Origin of the sequence: Curtobacterium sp. MCPF17_051, from assembly GCF_003234595.1 — a bacterium.
GTDB lineage: Bacteria > Actinomycetota > Actinomycetes > Actinomycetales > Microbacteriaceae > Curtobacterium > Curtobacterium flaccumfaciens.
In genome coordinates this window covers 1-16960 of the sequence record NZ_QKSE01000003.1, presented here as the reverse complement: position 1 = coordinate 16960, position 16960 = coordinate 1, and the positions used below count along the sequence as shown (strand labels likewise).

The 16960-nt window shown below is 72.0% G+C and carries 15 protein-coding genes; 7 read left to right on the top strand and 8 right to left on the bottom strand.

Annotation, left to right across the window (positions count from 1 at the left end; translation table 11 throughout):
* Positions 1-38: 38 nt before the first annotated feature.
* The 4 genes from DEJ35_RS02800 to DEJ35_RS02785 all read right to left on the bottom strand — a co-directional run bounded on the left by DEJ35_RS02800 (position 39) and on the right by DEJ35_RS02785 (position 4823).
* A complete protein-coding gene (locus tag DEJ35_RS02800) occupies positions 39-302 on the bottom strand; it encodes a hypothetical protein (protein WP_027464979.1) in 264 nt (87 codons plus the stop codon).
* The gene (locus tag DEJ35_RS02795) at positions 299-958 is read right to left on the bottom strand and encodes a DUF308 domain-containing protein (protein WP_258369760.1); all 660 of its coding nucleotides are present in this window, start codon (positions 956-958) and stop codon (positions 299-301) included. The genes DEJ35_RS02800 and DEJ35_RS02795 overlap by 4 nt, the downstream gene beginning before the upstream one ends.
* Before the next feature lie 143 nt (positions 959-1101).
* Positions 1102-3075 carry a DUF11 domain-containing protein gene (locus DEJ35_RS02790; protein WP_146238461.1) on the bottom strand — a complete coding sequence of 658 codons (1974 nt, stop codon included), beginning with the start codon at positions 3073-3075 and terminating at the stop codon, positions 1102-1104.
* 101 nt (positions 3076-3176) lie between these two features.
* Complete coding sequence (locus DEJ35_RS02785; RefSeq protein ID WP_111192020.1) at positions 3177-4823, bottom strand: glycoside hydrolase family 13 protein; 1647 nt, start codon at positions 4821-4823, stop codon at positions 3177-3179.
* Between the two features lie 104 nt (positions 4824-4927).
* Between DEJ35_RS02785 and DEJ35_RS02780 the strand changes: the two genes are divergently transcribed.
* The 5 genes from DEJ35_RS02780 to DEJ35_RS02760 all read left to right on the top strand — a co-directional run bounded on the left by DEJ35_RS02780 (position 4928) and on the right by DEJ35_RS02760 (position 8815).
* Positions 4928-5494 carry an NADPH-dependent FMN reductase gene (locus DEJ35_RS02780; protein ID WP_111192019.1) on the top strand — a complete coding sequence of 189 codons (567 nt, stop codon included), beginning with the start codon at positions 4928-4930 and terminating at the stop codon, positions 5492-5494.
* Positions 5495-5648: 154 nt separating this feature from the next.
* Entirely contained in the window at positions 5649-6161 is a 513-nt protein-coding gene (locus DEJ35_RS02775) for a MarR family winged helix-turn-helix transcriptional regulator (protein ID WP_027464983.1), read from the top strand.
* Positions 6162-6274: 113 nt separating this feature from the next.
* Complete coding sequence (locus DEJ35_RS02770; protein WP_017886495.1) at positions 6275-6781, top strand: Dps family protein; 507 nt, start codon at positions 6275-6277, stop codon at positions 6779-6781.
* Positions 6782-6789: 8 nt separating this feature from the next.
* On the top strand, positions 6790-7590 hold the full coding sequence (locus tag DEJ35_RS02765) for an SDR family NAD(P)-dependent oxidoreductase (protein WP_110858650.1): 801 nt from the start codon (positions 6790-6792) through the stop codon (positions 7588-7590).
* 31 nt (positions 7591-7621) lie between these two features.
* Positions 7622-8815 carry an NAD(P)/FAD-dependent oxidoreductase gene (locus DEJ35_RS02760; protein WP_111192018.1) on the top strand — a complete coding sequence of 398 codons (1194 nt, stop codon included), beginning with the start codon at positions 7622-7624 and terminating at the stop codon, positions 8813-8815.
* A gap of 120 nt (positions 8816-8935) precedes the next feature.
* Here the strand turns inward: DEJ35_RS02760 and DEJ35_RS02755 are convergent, their stop codons facing one another.
* The 4 genes from DEJ35_RS02755 to DEJ35_RS02740 form a co-directional block, all read right to left on the bottom strand.
* Positions 8936-10006, bottom strand: a complete 1071-nt coding sequence (locus DEJ35_RS02755) for an alpha/beta fold hydrolase (protein ID WP_111192017.1) — start codon at positions 10004-10006, stop codon at positions 8936-8938.
* Positions 10007-10076: 70 nt separating this feature from the next.
* Positions 10077-10952: an SMP-30/gluconolactonase/LRE family protein gene (locus tag DEJ35_RS02750; protein ID WP_111192016.1), complete on the bottom strand. Its 876-nt coding sequence runs from the start codon at positions 10950-10952 to the stop codon at positions 10077-10079.
* A gap of 180 nt (positions 10953-11132) precedes the next feature.
* Complete coding sequence (locus tag DEJ35_RS02745; RefSeq protein ID WP_111192015.1) at positions 11133-11966, bottom strand: DUF1206 domain-containing protein; 834 nt, start codon at positions 11964-11966, stop codon at positions 11133-11135.
* A 127-nt stretch (positions 11967-12093) separates the two neighbouring features.
* Entirely contained in the window at positions 12094-13260 is a 1167-nt protein-coding gene (locus DEJ35_RS02740; protein ID WP_111192014.1) for an RtcB family protein, read from the bottom strand.
* 493 nt (positions 13261-13753) lie between these two features.
* Between DEJ35_RS02740 and DEJ35_RS02735 the strand changes: the two genes are divergently transcribed.
* A complete protein-coding gene (locus DEJ35_RS02735; RefSeq protein WP_111090140.1) occupies positions 13754-15574 on the top strand; it encodes a glycoside hydrolase family 15 protein in 1821 nt (606 codons plus the stop codon).
* 46 nt (positions 15575-15620) lie between these two features.
* Positions 15621-16223, top strand: a complete 603-nt coding sequence (locus DEJ35_RS02730) for a DUF1992 domain-containing protein (RefSeq protein WP_111192013.1) — start codon at positions 15621-15623, stop codon at positions 16221-16223.
* The last annotated feature ends 737 nt before the right edge of the window (positions 16224-16960 follow it).

The following is a 16960-nucleotide window of genomic DNA, read 5'->3' as shown; positions in this document are numbered from 1 at the left end:
TGTCAGGCGTCAGGACGCGATCGCCGCTGCGTCAGCCGTCAGTGGAAGTCGTCGCCGTCGCCCTCGCCCGGCGTCTTGTGCCCGCCGAGCATGTCGTTGTCGTCCTGCTCGCTCGACGAGGCGAGCTGCAGCATCGCGAGCACGACGACGACCACGATGAACGCGACGCCGAGGAAGATCACGGCCAGCTGCAGTTCCCGCGTCGAGAACAGCACGACGAGCCCGGTGAACACCGCGACGATCGCGGAGATCCCGAGGAGCTCGACCGGGCGCAGACGGTCACGACGGCTGGGGGTGGTCATGCGTGTGGTGCTCCGTCCGGGGCGACGGCCGGCGTGGCCGTGCCCCACTTGTGCGAGAGGCCGGCGATCACGTGGAAGACGGCCGTGATGGCGAGGTACGCGCCGAGCAGGCCGACGAGCACGATCGAGGCGTCGAGGGTGCCGGTGACCTGCTCCACGCCACCGAGCTGCTGGGAGTAGTCCGGCGGCGTGACGAGGAAGGCGACCGCGAGCAGCAGCGTCAGGCCGCCGATCGTGGTCCAGTCGCGAGCGAAGGGCGAGCGACGTCGGGCACGGAGCCCCTGGGACAGCTCGAGGGCCCCGGTCAGCACCGCGAACGCGACGATGACCGTGATGAAGGCCGGAAGCCCGAACCCGTTGCACGCGAACGCGGCGACCGCGGCGACCAGGGTGATGACGGACTGCAGCAGGGTCGTGCGGCGCGAACGGCCGTCGAGGGACAGTCGGGAGATCCCGGCGAACAGGAGCACGAGGCCCTCGACCAGGGCGAAGCCGCCGAACAGCACGAGACCGTAGCCCGCGGCGTGGTTGGTCGAGAAGGTGATGACCATCGCGACGACCGCTGCGGGGACCGCCCGGAGGATCGGGATCGGCCAGTACCGCGCGCGCTGGGTCGCGTCTTCCACGGTGGTGGCGTCGTCCACGGTGTCGGACACGAGACCTCTTTCGGGCATGCGGATCGTGGATCCGATCCTACCGCCGGTGGGGTGAACGCCCGACCGGCGGCGGCTCCACCCCCTGTGGACGTGCACACCCGTGCGCTGGGACGGCACCGCTGTCCGGTGCCGTCCCGGCGGTGTCAGGGCTGCTGCGGGTCGTCGGTCGGCGCGTCCCGGCGGGCACGACGTCGGGCGAGCCACCAGCACACGGATCCGACGGCGGCGGCCAGGGCTGCGAGCGCGGCGGCGAGGCCGACCCCTTCGGAGCCGGTGTAGGCGAGGGCTCCGACGGGCGCGGTGGCCCCGTGGTCAGCTGCCGGAGCACCCGCACGCCCGTCGTCAGCACCCGCCGCGGGGCCGTTGCCGTCGCCGGAACCGCCATCACCGGAGCCGTCCCCGTCGTCCGGTGCCGGACCGGTCGTCGGCGCAGGGCTCGGCGCCGGTCCCTCGTCGCCCGGGTCGACGACGATCGCCACACCGGTGGACGGGTCGCCCCCGTCCGGGTCGGTTGGCGAGGTCGCGGTCGCCACGTTCACCACGTCGGATCCGTCCCCCCGGTACCCGGGGTCGAGCACGGCGCGGATCCGGAAGGCGCGGGTCTCCCCCACGTCGAGTGAGGTGTCGGATCGGCACGTCACGCGCTGCCCCTCGGCGGTGCACCCGTCGTCCGAACCGGCGAAGCCCATGGCCTCGGGCAGGTCGTCGACGGCCCCGACGTGCTCCGCGACCGCTGGGCCCCGGTTCCGTGCGGTCACCAGGTACTCGACCTCGTCACCGGGTGCGACGGTCGACGGCGACACGGACTTGTCCGTCTCGACGTGCGCGACGGCCACCGGTGCCGTCGCGGTCGTGCTCGCCCGCGAGACGTTGTCCGTTTCGTTCGTGTCGGACAACGACGCAGGCGTGGCGATCGTCGCGACGCTCTCCAGGCTCCCCTCGGTGCCCGCGGCGACCCGCCCGTCGATCGTCACCACGGCCGAACCGTCGCGGGGCAGGGACAGGTCGGTCGCCACGTCACCGCTCCCCGTCGCGGTCGCGCAGGCGGAGCCCGCCGCCGCGGTGCACGTCCAGGTGACGTCCTCGATGCCGTCCGGCACGTCGACGCGCAACGGGCTCGGATCGGAGGCGTTCGGGCCGGGGTTCCGGGCCGTGACGTCGTAGCGGACGGGGTCGCCTGCCGCGACGGTCGCGGGCAGGTCGTGCTCGACCGACAGGTCCGCCGGCTTCCGGACCTGCAGCGCATCGACCTCGTGCTTGTCGACGTGGCTGCCGGTGGCCGCGGCGAACCCGAGGCGGAGCGTGCTCGGCAGCGGGGCCTGTCCGTCGCCGTGCAGCGGCACGGAGTCCAGCACCGTCCGCAGGGCTCCGCCGGCCTGGATCCGGACCGTCACGGCGAGGCCGCCGTCGGCCTCGGGCAGCAGGGTGACGCGGACCTTCCGCGGTGCGGCGCCGTCGGTCACCGTGCCGCCGGGGGCCGCGACGCCGGCGACGTACCGGTAGCCCTCGGTCCCGTCGCCCGAGCCGCGGACGACGACGTGGTCGGCCTGGGCACCGGGACCGGAGTCGTTGATGCGCGACGAGAAGTTGCCGTAGTGGTCGATCGCGACGGCGGCGAAGCCGCCGGGGACCCCCGGAAGGTCGCACGGGCGTCCACCGCCCTCGGTCACGGTGCTGCGGCAGGCGTACCCGAGGCCGGCGCCGTACGACCCGACACCCTGTGGTGCGGCCCCGTCGGCCAGGTACAGCAGCAGGCCGTCGGCCCCGGGGTCGTCCTTCGCGGTGTACATGGCGTAGGTGAACTCGATCTCGAGCCCGGTGTCGGAGGGGAACGTGTCGTTCGTCGACCAGGCCCCGGCCTGGTTCCGGACGTCGTCGGTGAGTCGCAGGCGGCCGTCGGACACCGCGGCGTCACCGTGCAGGGTGCCGCCTGACGCACTGGAGAACTCGTTGACGTAGGGGAAGTCGAGCGCAGCGGCGCTCGACCCGGACGGGAGCACGGCGGGCGCCGCGAGCACGCCGAGCGCGGTCAGCGCGGCGCCGACCGCAGCGAGGCGACGGACGACCCGCGACCGGAGTGGCCGTGGACCGGATGCTGGAGCAGTGGGATCTGTCATGCCCCGATGCTCGCGATCGGGAGGTCACCCCCGGGCGGCGGCGAAACGATCTGTGGAACGTCACCACGGGCCTCCGGGCTGTGGAGGAAGAACCTGTCCGCTCAGGCCAACCACACCGTCGTCTCGCCGGGCAACACACCGGACGAGACCTCGTCGAGCGGGCACGACGCGACGACGACGGTGCCGGCGGGTAACGGCAGCGGCTCCGTGCCGAAGTTCGTGAACGATCGCCAGCCGTCGTGCCGGGCGAACGCCACGACCTCGGAGCCGGACTCCAGCCACGTCAGCGCCTCCCCCTGCTGCAGCCGGCGTCGTGCGGCCAGCGCCCGGCGGTACAGCGACAGGGTCGACTCGGGATCGCCGTCCTCGGCCTCGACCGAGGACTCCCCGAAGTCCTGCGGCTGCGGCAGGTGCGGTGCGACGTCCCCGAAGCCGAACGACGGCCCGGAACGCGTCCACGGGATCGGCACCCGGCAACCGTCCCGGCCCTTCGCGGTGTGCCCGGTGCGGAGCCACTTCGGGTCCTGCAGCAGGTCGCGCGGGATCGCGGCGGCCTCGTGCAGGCCGAGTTCCTCGCCCTGGTAGACGTACGACGACCCCGGCAACGCCAGCATCAGCAGCGTCGCGGCACGTGCCCGGCGGAGCCCCCGTGCGCGGTCGAGCTCCGGCGTCGTGCCGTCCGTCATGAGCCAGGCATCGGTGTCGGTGCCGTCCGGCAGGCCGTACCGGGTGGGGTGCCGCACGACGTCGTGGTTCGACAGCACCCAGGTGCTCGAGGCGCCCGACTGCTCGGAGGCTGCCAGGTTCCGCTCGATGATCCGACGGAAGGCGTCCGGCTCGAAGGGGGACTCGAGCAGGTCGAAGTTGAAGGCCTGCCCGAGCTCCGTCGGCCGGGCGTACAGGACGCGGCGGGGCGCGGGGGCCCAGGCCTCGGCGACCGCGGCACGGGGCGGCTCGTACTCGTCGAGCACCCGGCGCCAGGTGGCGAAGATCTCGTGCACCTCGTCGCGGTCGTACAGCGGGTCGGAGCCGTCGAGCGGCAGGTCCTGCTCGTTCGAGGGCCAGTATGGGGTCGACAGGTCCTTCGCCAGACCGTGCGCGACGTCCACGCGGAACCCGTCGACACCGCGATCGGACCAGAAGCGCAGGGTGTCCTCGAAGTCGGCGCGGACCTCGGGGTTCGACCAGTCCAGGTCCGGCTGCTCGGGGGCGAACAGGTGCAGGTACCACTGCCCGTCCGGTACCCGGGTCCACGCGCTGCCGCCGAAGTTCGACACCCAGTCGCTCGGCGGCAGTTCCCCGGAGTCGCCGGCCCCCTCGCGGAACACGTACCGCGCACGCTCGGCCGACCCGGGCGGGGACGCCAGTGCGGCCCGGAACCACTCGTGCTGGTCCGAGGTGTGGTTCGGCACGATGTCGACGATGACCTTCAGGTCGTGCTCGTGGGCGGCCCGGACCAGGGCGTCGAGGTCGTCGAGGGACCCGAGCTTCGGGTCGACGGCCCGGTAGTCGGCGACGTCGTAGCCCCCGTCGGCGAGCGGCGACGGGAAGAACGGGGAGAGCCACAGCGCGTCGACACCGAGCGACGCCAGGTACGGCACCCGGCTCGTGATGCCCGCGACGTCACCGAGCCCGTCGCCGTCCGTGTCGGCGAAGCTGCGCGGGTACACCTGGTAGACGACGGCGTCGCGCCACCAGGTCGGATCGGTGGTTCGAGGCGTGCTGGCCGGGGTCCGAAGCGAGGTCACGACGCCACCGTACCCAGCGTTGGGAATAGCGCGCCCGACGATCGCATTGGTTGTCGCTGACACCTTTCCGTCCAGCAACAGCATCCCGCAACAGAAGGAGCTCCATGACGAACGTCCTCGTCCTCGTCGGCAGCCTGCGCGCCGACTCCATCAACCGCAAGCTCGCCGAGGCCGCCGCGCACCACGCGCCGGAGGGCATCGAGCTGCACACCTTCGACGGCATCGTCGACCTGCCGTTCTACAACGAGGACATCGACGGCGACACCCCGCCCGCCGCTGCCGTCGCCTTCCGCGACGCCGTCGCCACCGCGGACGCCGTCCTGCTGATCACCCCCGAGTACAACGGCACCGTCCCCGCCGTCCTGAAGAACGCGCTCGACTGGGGTTCGCGTCCGTTCGGCGCCTCGCCACTGTCCGGCAAGCCGCTCGCCGTGATCGGCTCGGCGTTCGGCCAGTACGGCGGCGTCTGGGCGCACGACGACGCCCGCAAGGCCGCCGGCATCGCCGGCGCGAAGGTCCTGGAGGACGTCAAGGTCGCCATCCCGCAGTCGGTCGTCCGCTTCGCGGAGACCCACCCGCGTGAGGACGCCGAGGTCACGACGCTCGTGCAGGGCGCGCTCACCGCGCTCGCCGAGGCCGCAGCCGGCACGGACGAGCAGGCAGCCGCGTAACGCGACCGACCGTCGGACAGGAGGCCCGTGGCGACCCCGCACGGGCCTCCTGTCCGTCCGGTGCGGACGCATCGGACGTTGCGGACGCACCGTCGTGGCGGAACCCGGGAGTCCGCTAGACGACCGAGATACGAGACGGGTTACCCTGAACGCCATGTCGACGCAGGAGATCACCGAGGCGTCCGGGTACTGGTTCCCGGACGACGACGCGACCCAACGCGGGGTCGCGGTGCTCAACGCCCTGCGCCGGTACCGATCCGCCGAGACGGCCATGCGCCGCCGGACCCGTGACTCGATGGGCATGGGCGAGACCGACCTGCTCGCCGTGCGCTTCCTGCTGCAGGCGCAGCGCTCCGGCACCGCCGTGAGCCCGAAGGACCTCGCCGCGTACCTCAAGATCTCGTCGGCCTCGACGACGATCCTGATCGACCGCCTGGTCAAGTCGAACCACGTCCGCCGCGACCCGCACCCCACCGACCGCCGGGCCCTCGTCATCACTCCGACGACCGAGACAGACGACGAGGTCCGCGCCACGCTCGGCGTGATGCACCGCCGGATGATGTCGATCGCCGAGGGACTCCCCGCGTCCGAGGCGCGGATCGTCGCCGGCTTCCTGGAGCAGATGCGCGAAGCCGTCGACCAGGTCGACCCCGCGCCGTCGCACTGAGCGGCATCGCGCCGGACGACCTCGGGGGACGCCGCCTCCGAGCGCACTGAGAGCGTGCACTGCGCGACCGCGTAGACCGGAACGGTCACACCGACGCGAAAGGAGCCACAACCATGCACGCTTCGGACAAGATGGCCAAGAACCTCCAGGCGGTCCTCGTGGACCTCATCGACCTGCACCTGCAGGGCAAGCAGGCCCACTGGAACATCCTCGGCACCAACTTCCGCGACCTCCACCTGCAGCTCGACGAGATCGTCGACGCGGCTCGTGAGTTCGCCGACGACACCGCCGAGCGCATGCGCGCGCTGTACCTCGTGCCGGACGGCCGCTCGGCGACCGTCTCCGCGGGCAGCCACCTCGACGCGTTCCCCTCGGGCGAGATCACCACGCACGACGCCATCGACCAGGTCACGCTCCGGCTGTACCAGGCGACCGGCACCATGCGCGACGTCCACGACGAGGTCGACGAGGAAGACCCGACGACCGCGGACCTGCTCCACGGCTTCATCGAGCGCCTCGAGCAGCTCGCGTGGATGGTCTCCGCCGAGAACCGCGCGCCCAGCACCCCGCTGGCCTCCGCCACCACGCCCGCCGTCGCCGACGCGTCGGCGCACGCGTAGGGGCCCGGGTGGACCTCGGTATCCAGGGCAAGACCGCGCTCGTCTTCGGCGGCGACTCCGGCATCGGCTGGAACACGGCGCGCATCCTCCTGGCAGAGGGTGCGACCGTGGTCGTCACCGACATCGACCAGAGCCGTCTGGACACCAGTGCGGACCAGCTCGAGGCACCGCTCGGCAAGCTGCACGCCTTCGCCGCCGACGTCCGGAGCGCCGAGAGCCTCGCCGCCCTGCACGACCAGGTGCGCGAGGCCGTCGGCGAGATCGACATCCTGGTGCAGTCCTCGGGCGTCACCGGCGCCCAGGGCATGTTCCACGAGATCGACGAGGCCGGCTGGGCGGAGACGATCGACATCGACCTGATGGGGCCGGTGCGGATCACCCGCGAGTTCATCGGCGACCTGCGCCAGGGCGGCTGGGGCCGCATCGTCTACCTGGTGTCCGAGGACGCCTCGCAGCCGTACGACGACGAACTCCCCTACTGCGCCGCCAAGGCCGGGGTGCTCTCGTTCGCGAAGGGCCTGTCGCGCTCCTACGCCTCCGAGGGCCTGCTGGTGAACACGGTCTCCCCCGCGTTCATCCACACGCCGATGACCGACGCGATGATGGACAAGCGGGCCAAGCAGCGCGGGACCTCGTTCGACGAGGCCATCGGCAGCTTCCTCGAAGAAGAGCGGCCGTACATGGAGCTCAAGCGCCGCGGCGAGCCGGAAGAGGTCGCGAACGTCGTGGCCTTCCTGTGCTCCGACCTGGCCAGCTTCGTGAACGGCGCCAACTACCGGGTCGACTCCGGCTCGGTCGCCACGATCTGATCGTGGCGCCACAGCACCGCCAGGAGGCGTCATGACCGACTTCCGCTACCTCATCGTCGGCGGCGGGATGGTCGCCGACGCCGCTGCCCGTGGCATCCGCGAGCTCGACACCGACGGGTCGATCGGGATCCTCAGCGAGGACGTCGACCGGCCCTACGCGCGGCCCGCGCTGTCGAAGAAGCTCTGGACCGACCCGGACTTCAGCTGGGACGAGAAGGTCGACCTGCACACCGAGGAGACCGGGGCGCAGTTCGTCCTGGGCACCACGGTGACCGCGATCGACCGTGCCGCGAAGACCGTCACGACGGCCGACGGCGCGACCCACGGCTACGAGCGGCTCCTGCTCGCGACCGGCGGGAAGCCCCGCGGGCTGCCGGGGCTGTCCCCGTCGGCACGCGTGCTCGACTACCGCAGCGCGTCGGACTACCGCCGGCTGCGTGAACTCGCGGACGCCGGGGCACACGTCGCCGTCGTCGGCGGCGGGTACATCGGCCAGGAGATCACGGCGGGCATCGTGCAGAACGGTGCGAGCGTCACACTGATCGACCCGGACGAGGTCGTCGGCGGCCGGATGTTCCCCGAGGATCTGGCACGGGCGTTCCAGCAGCGCTTCGTCGACCACGGTGTGGAGCTCCGCACCGGCCGTCGGGTGTCCGAGGGCACCGAGACGGCGGACGGCGTTCGGCTGACGCTCGACGACGGCTCCGTGGTCGAGGCCGACGCCGTCGTCGCCGGACTCGGCATCGAACCCGCGACGCAGCTCGCCTCCGACGCCGGACTCACCGTCCGCGACGGCATCGTGGTGACCTCGACGCTGCTCACCGACGACGACTCCGTGTTCGCCGCCGGTGACGTCGCCGAGTACCCGGACCGCATCCTCGGCACCCGCCGGGTGGAGCACGTCGACAACGCGCAGCAGCAGGGTCGGCAGGCCGGCCGCAACCTGGCCGACGCCGACGAGACCTACGACCACACGCCGATGTTCTACTCCGACGTCTTCGACATGGGGTACGAGGCGGTGGGGCAGGTCAGCGCGGAGCTCCGCACGGTCGAGGACTGGCAGGACCCCACGGTGACCGGCGTCGTCTACTACCTGGACGACGACGACACGGTCCGGGGCGTGCTGCTCTGGAACGTCTGGGACAAGACCGACGAGGCCCGCAAGGTCCTCGCCGAGGCGAACGCGCTCACGCCCGACATGCTGCCGGGCCGCATCACGCCCTGACCGCTCGCCCGTCGCGGTGGTCGCGACGGCCTGGAGGCCCGGTGCCGGTCCGTCGGACCGGCACCGGGCCTCCAGGCGGTCGCCCGCACGTCGCGACGCCCGCTGCTTCGACCGTGCTCGCTACTTCGACTCGGGCGCGACTTCGTCGACGACCGCACGGCGGTCCGCCGGGTCGACCGGCAGGTCGTCGCCGTCCGCCATCGCGACGGCGTGCGCGGACTTGGCCGCCTCGAGCGTCTCGTCGTCGTTTCGAGCCATCCCGAACAGCTCGATGAACCGCGACTTGACCAGCAACCAGGCGTCGCCCGGGCTGAGCCGGGCCAGGTCCGACGACGTCGAGTCGTCGTGCACCCGCTGCAGGGACGACACGCCCCGGTCGGGGATCCGGTGGTCGACGTGCGCCACCGCGAGCCGCGCGACCGCGTCGGCCTGTGCGTGCATGACCGAGTGTGCGCCGTCGACGACCTCGCGGAGGACCGCGTACGGGAACACCCGCGCCAGCCGACGGACCCAGTCCCGCGGCACCATCGCGTCGTGCTCACCGCGGACGATCAGGGTGCGCGCCTGCACGTGGGCGGCGCGCTCCTCGATCGGGAAGGCGATCATCCGTGGCAGGACCTTCCGGAACCAGTGCCACCCGCACAGCGCGTACGCCGTGATGCCGTGCCAGCGGACCGCGGCGGGCTCGTGCAGCGTCGACCGCAGGAACCGGAAGGCCGACTGCCGCACCGTGCGTGCCGACGAGTCGACCACCGGGCTGATGAGCACGAGGTCGGAGATGCCCGGACGGCGGGCGGCGACCTCGGTGACGACCTGCGTGCCCATCGAGTGCCCGACCAGGACCGGGTCCTGGAGCCCGAGGTCGTCGATGACCCGTTCGACCGCGTCGGCGTAGCGCTCGATCGTGACCGTGCCCCGGAACCGCGGGACACCGGCGAAGCCCGGCAGGTCGAGCGCGTGCACCGGACCGTTCTCGTTGAGGTGCGGGGCGAGCCGCTCGTAGTAGGTCGACGCGATGCCCAGGCCCGCGACGAGCACGAAGGCCCGCGCGCCCGGCTCGCCGATCGAGCTCACCCGGACGTAGGTGCCGTCGACCGCGACCCGGTCCACCTGCACCGTGACGCCGGCGTCCTCGGCCTGGGCGAGCTCGCCGGCAGGGTCCGGCCGGGGTGCCTGGCGTTCGTCGTCCACGTGGGTCTCCTCCGGTCGGGCGGTCGCCCAGGATACCCGGCCGCCGTCCGCGCGGGCGGCGACGGCGTGCTCAGCCGCTGAAGGTGTTCGCGGGGAACCCGTGCACCGCCGTCGGCACCGCGAAGACCGCGCCGGAGGGCGGCGCCTGCTCCAGGTCCTGCTCGGTGAGGTTCTCGCGGGCCGTCCCGACGAAGAGCGTCGACATGTCCGGGCCGCCGAACGCCACCGACGTCGGGTTGGCGACGGGGAGCTCCACCGTCTCCAGGTGCGAGCCGTCGGACCCGTAGCGCTCGACGCGGGATCCGCCGTAGATCGCGCTCCAGAAGCAGCCCTCGTCGTCGCGGACCAGGCCGTCGTGCGCGTGACCGACGATGAACGGCTCGAGTTCGCCGAGCTCGCCGTCCGGGCCGTACGACCCGCGGAAGACCGTCGAGGCGCTGGTGTCGGTGACGTACATCGTGCGGCCGTCCTCCGACCACTCCATGCCGTTCGTCACGCCGAAGCCACCGCGGAGCACCCGGGTCGTGCCGTCCGCCTCGATCGAGTAGAGCGCCGCGTCGGGTTCGCCGGTCGTCACGTTCATGCTGCCGACCAGGAACCGGCCGAACGGGTCGCACTTGCCCTCGTTGAACCGGTTGCCCGAGGTGCTGTGGGTGACGCGGGCGATCTCGCGCTCGACGGCACCCTGCTCGTCCGTCACCACGACGGTGTCGCCGAGGGCCGCGACGAACCCGCCGGAGGCCCGGGGCTGGAAGCTCGCGAGCGGGGGCGGCAGCGGCACGCTCGACCGCACGGTGCCGTCGGCCTCGGCGGTGTTGAGGGTGCCGAGGGTGATGTCGGCCCACCGGAGCAACTGTGCGGACGGGTCCCAGACGATGCTCTCGGCGAGGACCGCTCGGGCGTCGGCGAAGACGGTCGCGGGGCCGGTCGTGACGTTGGTGCTCATCGACCCCGTCTACCGCGGGGGCGGTCCGTGCCCGCTCAGGCGTGGGGACGGCGGTGAGGCGGCGGCGGCGGCGGCGGCGGCGAGTTCACGGGCTCAGCGACACCTCACGCCCGCTTCGGCCCGTGAGGTGTCGCGGAGCGCGAAGGTCCGCGCCGGTCCGGTCGTCCGTACGTCCGCGGGTCAGAGGCGGGCGAACCGCGCGCGGAAGAAGCTGTAGACGCCGAAGGCCAGGAAACCGATGCCGATCGCGACGAGGACGAACACCCCGCCGGGCATGCTCCGCACGGCGTCGAACGCGGCGTCGAGCCCGGTGGCCTGGTCGGGGTCGCTCCGCAGCCCCGCGACGGCGATGAGTACGCCCACGATGGCCACGGCCATCCCCTTGCCGACGTAGCCGACGACGCCGAGCACGGTGACCACGCGGTCGAGCTGGCCCGACGGTCGTGTGATCTGCTTGCGGAACGACCGGCGGCAGCCGATCACCACGAGGCCGATGCCGACCGCGACCGCGATCGCCCCGGCGAGGAGCAGCACGAACACCCCGCCCGGCGTCGCCAGGGTCTTCGCCGCGGCACTCTGCGACGAGCTGCTCGAGCTCGACCCGGCACCGAGCGCGTACGAGGCGGCCGAGTAGGCGATCACGCCGTAGACCACGGCCTTCGCGACGTCCTTCAGCCGGGCGAGCCAGCCCCGGGTGGTGTCGGAACGGCCACCGACGATCGCCTCGACGATCAGGCGCACCGTGAGCGCGGCGGTGCCGACGGCGATCAGCCAGAGCAGGAACACGCCCCCGGGGACCGCGGCGATCTGCTGCAGCGCACCGGACTGGTCCGTCTCGCCGCCGGAGGACGCGTTGCCGATGCCGAGCAGGATCGCCAGGTACCCGATCAGCAGGTGGACGATGCCGCTGCCGACGAACCCGGCGCGTGCCGTGACCTCGAACCAGCGGCTGTCGGCCGCTCGCCGGACCTGTCGTCCGGTTTCCTTCGCTGCGTGCTCCGCCGTGTCGCTCATCACGCCCCAGCGTGCCCGACGCGTCCCGTCCTGTCCGGGGCGCGCCAGGCCCTGCGCTCCGCCACGTGGCGGACCGGAGGCCCGTGGCGGCGCCGCCACGGGCCTCCGGTCCGTCGGTGGGCGCGTCTCAGTCGCCCTTCACGTTGACGACCTGCCGCAGGGTGTGCCGGATCGACACGAGGTCCTCGGCGTCCGCCATGACCTGGTCGATCGGCTTGTACGCCGCCGGGATCTCGTCGAGGAACGCGTCGGTGTCGCGGTACTCGATGCCGGCCATCGCCTCGCGCAGCTGCTCGTGGGTGAAGGTCCGCCGGGCCGCGCTCCGCGAGAACAGCCGGCCGGCACCGTGCGGGGACGACTCGAGCGAGGGCTTGTTGCCGCGTCCCTCGACCACGTACGACGCGGTGCCCATCGACCCGGGGATCAGGCCGGGCTGACCGGCCTTCGCCTGGATCGCACCCTTGCGCGAGACCCACACCGACTTGCCCCAGTGCGTCTCACGCTGCGTGAAGTTGTGGTGGCAGTTGATCCGCTCGCGCTCGTCGACGGGCGTGCCGACGGCCTCGGACAGCTGCCGGACGACGCGGTCCATCATCTCCTCGCGGTTGAGCAGCGCGAAGTGCTGTGCCCACCGGAGCTCGGCGATGTACCGGTCGAACTCCGGCGTGCCCTCCACCAGGTACGCCAGGTCGGGGTCCGCCAACTGGATCCACCACCGCTCCATGGCCTGCTTGGCGACCTTGATGTGCCGCTGCGCGATCCTGTTGCCGACGCCCCGCGACCCGGAGTGCAGGAAGAGCCAGACCCGGTCCTGCTCGTCGAGGGAGACCTCGATGAAGTGGTTGCCGGACCCGAGCGTGCCGAGCTGGTTCCGCCACCCGCCGTGCACGCCGTCGGGGCCGAACCCGGCGATCGCGGCCATCGCCTCGAGCTCGGCGATCCGGGGTGCGGCGGTCGCCACGATCTTCCGGTTCGACGCACCGGCCGACAACGGGATCGCGCGCTCGATCTGCTCGCGCAGCCCCTGCAGGTTGGCGGGCAGGTCGGTGGCGGTGAACTGCGTTCGGACCGCGATCATGCCGCAGCCGATGTCCACGCCGACGGCCGCCGGCATGATCGCGCCGAGGGTCGGGATGACGGACCCGACGGTGGCCCCGAGGCCGAGGTGTGCGTCGGGCATGAGGGCCAGGTGCGGGAACACGAACGGCATGCGCGCGGTCGTGCGGGCCTGCTGCTCGGTGTTGTCCTCGAGCATCGAGGCCCAGCTGAGCAATCGGTCGTTGATCTTCTTCATGGAGTCGTCTCGCTTTCGTGAGCGTCGAGGTGACGGTCCGAGACGGTCGTACGCCTGGCCTCCTGGTCGTCGCCCGACGTGGCGGACGGAAGGAAGCGGTGCTGACGAACGCCCCGGGCCGGGTGGGCACGCAGGCGTCGTGTGACGTCGCGTGCCTACGCGGGATAGCGGAGGGACCACTGCTGCTCGGGCAGCACGGCGGCCGCGGCGAGCTGGAGCTCGACGCGTTCCTCGTTGTGCTGCACGGCGCGCATGCGCGGTCCTTCCGGTGTGCCCGGGGCGGGCGGTCTGCCGATCGGCAGGAGCACGACGCTAGTGCGACACGCCCGGGATGCGCAAGTCGCGTGGGCGTGTCGGTCGTGCTCCGGGGGTGCTCCGGCGGTTCTCCGGCGGTTCTCCGGCGGTTCTCCACAGGCTGGAGGCTCGGCGTGCGTTCTCCACGAGGGGTACGTCCGCCTGATGGTCGCCGCCGGGGCCGGGGCAGGCTGGACGCATGACCGAGCGCACGCGAGACACCCCCGACGCGACGGAGAACGAGGAACGGACGAACGGGTACGTCCCGCTCCGTTCGTACGGCGCGATCGGCGACGGGCGGACGGTCGCCCTCATCGCGCTCGACGGGCGGATCGACTGGCTGCCGATCCCGTCGATGGACTCACCGCCGGTGTTCGCGAGCATCGTCGACGCGGAGCACGGCGGACACGTCGCCCTGCGGCCCGTGGACGACCAGGCGCAGGTGTCCCGCGCCTACCTGCCGGGGACGAACGTGCTCGTGACGACCTGGACGACCCCGTCCGGCACCGCAACCGTGACCGACGCCATGGTCACCGGGGTGGCCGGACGTCTGCCGTGGGCCGAGATCGCCCGCTGCGTGCAGGGGGTCGACGGTTCGGTCGAGATGGAGTGGGCGGTCGTGCCCGGCACGATCCTGAACACCGCGGAGCCGCGCCGACTCGACACCGTGAACGGCACGGTGATCGGCGTCGACGGCGTGACCATCGCGATCGTCGAGCAGGGCTTCGAACCGGTGCACGACGACGGCCCCCGGTTCTCGGGGCGGTTCTCGACGACCGAGGGCTCGAAGTCGATCCTGACCATCGTCGGCACGTACGACGAGCCGATCTTCCTGCCGGAGCCGGAGCGCACGCTCGAAGGGGTCGACCGCACGATCGAGAACTGGTCGACCTGGTCGAAGGAGTTCAGCTACGACGGACCGTGGTCCGACGCGGTCCAGCGCAGCGCCCTCGCCCTGAAGCTCCTGATCTTCGCCCCCACCGGCGCCATCGCTGCGGCCCCGACGACGAGCCTGCCGGAGGACCGCACCGGCGGGAAGAACTGGGACTACCGGTTCGCCTGGGTGCGCGACCTGGCGTACACGGTGCACGCGCTCACCCGCTTCGGCCTGCGCGAGGAGACGCACGCCGCCGTCTCGTGGGTGATGCGCACGATCGCCGAGCACGACGAGACGATGCCGATCTTCTACGGACTCGACGGGTCGAAGAGCGACACCGTCGAGGAGCGCGACGTTCCGGGCTGGAACGGCATCGGTCCGGTCACGATCGGCAACCGGGCCGGCGACCAGCTGCAGCTCGGCGTCTGGGGCGACGTGTTCGAGATCATGCGACAGTACGTCCGAGCCGGCAACGTGCTCGACCGCAAGACGGCTTCGGTGCTGCAGGACCTCGCCGACGACGCGTGCCACCGCTGGGTGGAGCCCGACTCGGGCATGTGGGAGCTGCAGGAGGCGCAGCACTACACGACGAGCAAGATCGGCTGCTGGCAAGCGCTCGACGCGGCCGTCGAGCTGCACGACGCGGGGATGATCGACGGCCCGCGCGAGAAGTGGATCGAGAACCGCGAGCTCATCGAGGACTGGGTCGCCGAGAACGGGTGGAACGAGGAGCTCGGCCACTACGTCATGTACCCGGGCACCGACGCGCTCGACTGCTCGATCCTGCTGCACGCGATGTCGGCGTTCGACCGTGGACCGCGCATGGACTCCACGATCCGGGCCATCGAGGAGCAGCTGCAGCACGGGCCGCTGGTGTACCGGTACTCCGGCATCCAGGACGAGGAGTCCCCCTTCGTGGCGTGCTCGTTCTGGCTCGCCGCCGCGCTCGCGTGCGTCGGACGCATCGACGACGCGAAGCAGCTGATGGACGACATGGTCGCGCAGGCGAACGACGTCGGCCTGTTCAGCGAGATGCTCAGCGCCGTCGACGGGGACTTCATGGGCAACATCCCGCAGGGGCTGTCGCACCTGGCGCTCATCCAGGCCGCGATGACCATCGAAGAGCTCTCGGAGAAGTCCTGACCGGCCTGGACGGCCCGTCGGGAGCGCGGGGCATCATGGTCTGACGATGAACGACGTCGATGCACGGATGGACCGGCTCCGCAGGGCCGCCCGCTACCGCTACCAGCAGCTCGTCGACCAGGAGATCGAGCGGGGGTCGCTCGACCCCGACGAGGTGCGCTCGGAACGTGAGGAACGTCGGCTGCTGAAGGCCGCCGACGTCGCCGCGCACGCCCGGGCCCAAATCGAGGAGGCCGAGCGCCGCGGGGTCTTCGAGGGCAACCCGTACCACGGCAAGCCGCTGCCGGGCCTCGACGGGCAGCACGACCCGGACTGGTGGATCAAGTCGAAGATCGAGCGTGAGGACATCCGGGGCATCGCGCCGCCGGCCCTGGCGCTGCGGACCGAGGACGCCGAACTCGACGACGCCCTCGACGCCCTGTCGCTCGAGACCGACGTGCGCGACGTCCTCGTCGACTTCAACGCGCGGGTGAAGGAGGCGCGGCGGCAGCTGCTCGGCGGGCCGCCGGTGGTGACGCCGATGCGCGACATCGAGGCCGAGGTGCTCGCCTGGCGGGAACGCCGCGAGGTGCGCATGGCTTCGGCCGCGCGGGCTGCGGAGCAGGCGCGGCTCGAGGCGAAACCGCGGCGGTGGTGGCGGCGCGGCTGAGCGGTGCCGAGCTGTGCCGAGGTGCGGTCCGGGGCGAGATTTCGCGCTGAGCGACAGTTCTCGCAAACGTGAGCGCGTGAGGTGTCGTCCAGCCCGTGAGGACGGCGGCTGCCGACCCGGTGTACGCGCACGACGGACGGGAGGCCCGGTGCCAGGACTCGGCCCCGCGGACAGGTTGCGGGTCCCGGTACGCGCAACCTGTCCGCGGGGCCGAGTCCCGGCAGGGGCCGCCGGCCCGGCGCGCGGACACGACGGACGGGAGGCCCGGTGTCAGCTGGCACCGGGCCTCCCGTCCGTCTGTGCGCCCGTTCTTTCCCATCGCACGCGCGTTGGTTCGCAAGAACGGGCGTACCTGGTCGAAACAACCCACCAGGTACGCCCGGTTCCACCCGGTATGCCCGGTTCCACCAGGTACGCCCGGTTCCACCAGGCACGCCCGGTTCCGCCAGGAACGCCCGGTTCCACCAGGTACGCCCGGTTCCGCTCGGCGCACGACGCACGACGCACGACGCAAGTCGGCCCGGACCGCGCTGCTGCGTGGTCCGGGCCGACTGTGGTGGTGCGGCAGGTGTTACTTGATCTGGGCGGTGATGGTGGCGGTGCCGACGAGGAGGCCGCGCTTGACGGCGTCGGTGCCGAAGGTCTTGTTCAGCAGGCCGGCGGCGTCCTCCGAGACGTGGACGGTGGTGCCGGTCAGGATGGCGTTGTCGCCCTCGAGCTGGAGGGGCTTGAGCGAG

Coding starts and splice junctions, on each gene's coding strand:
- DEJ35_RS02750 (WP_111192016.1), bottom strand. CDS start 10,952: ATGAGCACCAACGTCACGACCGGCCCCGCGACCGTCTTCGCCGACGCC.
- DEJ35_RS02775 (WP_027464983.1), top strand. CDS start 5,649: ATGTCGACGCAGGAGATCACCGAGGCGTCCGGGTACTGGTTCCCGGAC.
- DEJ35_RS02790 (WP_146238461.1), bottom strand. CDS start 3,075: ATGACAGATCCCACTGCTCCAGCATCCGGTCCACGGCCACTCCGGTCG.
- DEJ35_RS02730 (WP_111192013.1), top strand. CDS start 15,621: ATGAACGACGTCGATGCACGGATGGACCGGCTCCGCAGGGCCGCCCGC.
- DEJ35_RS02770 (WP_017886495.1), top strand. CDS start 6,275: ATGCACGCTTCGGACAAGATGGCCAAGAACCTCCAGGCGGTCCTCGTG.
- DEJ35_RS02740 (WP_111192014.1), bottom strand. CDS start 13,260: ATGAAGAAGATCAACGACCGATTGCTCAGCTGGGCCTCGATGCTCGAG.
- DEJ35_RS02800 (WP_027464979.1), bottom strand. CDS start 302: ATGACCACCCCCAGCCGTCGTGACCGTCTGCGCCCGGTCGAGCTCCTC.
- DEJ35_RS02735 (WP_111090140.1), top strand. CDS start 13,754: ATGACCGAGCGCACGCGAGACACCCCCGACGCGACGGAGAACGAGGAA.
- DEJ35_RS02760 (WP_111192018.1), top strand. CDS start 7,622: ATGACCGACTTCCGCTACCTCATCGTCGGCGGCGGGATGGTCGCCGAC.
- DEJ35_RS02745 (WP_111192015.1), bottom strand. CDS start 11,966: ATGAGCGACACGGCGGAGCACGCAGCGAAGGAAACCGGACGACAGGTC.
- DEJ35_RS02780 (WP_111192019.1), top strand. CDS start 4,928: ATGACGAACGTCCTCGTCCTCGTCGGCAGCCTGCGCGCCGACTCCATC.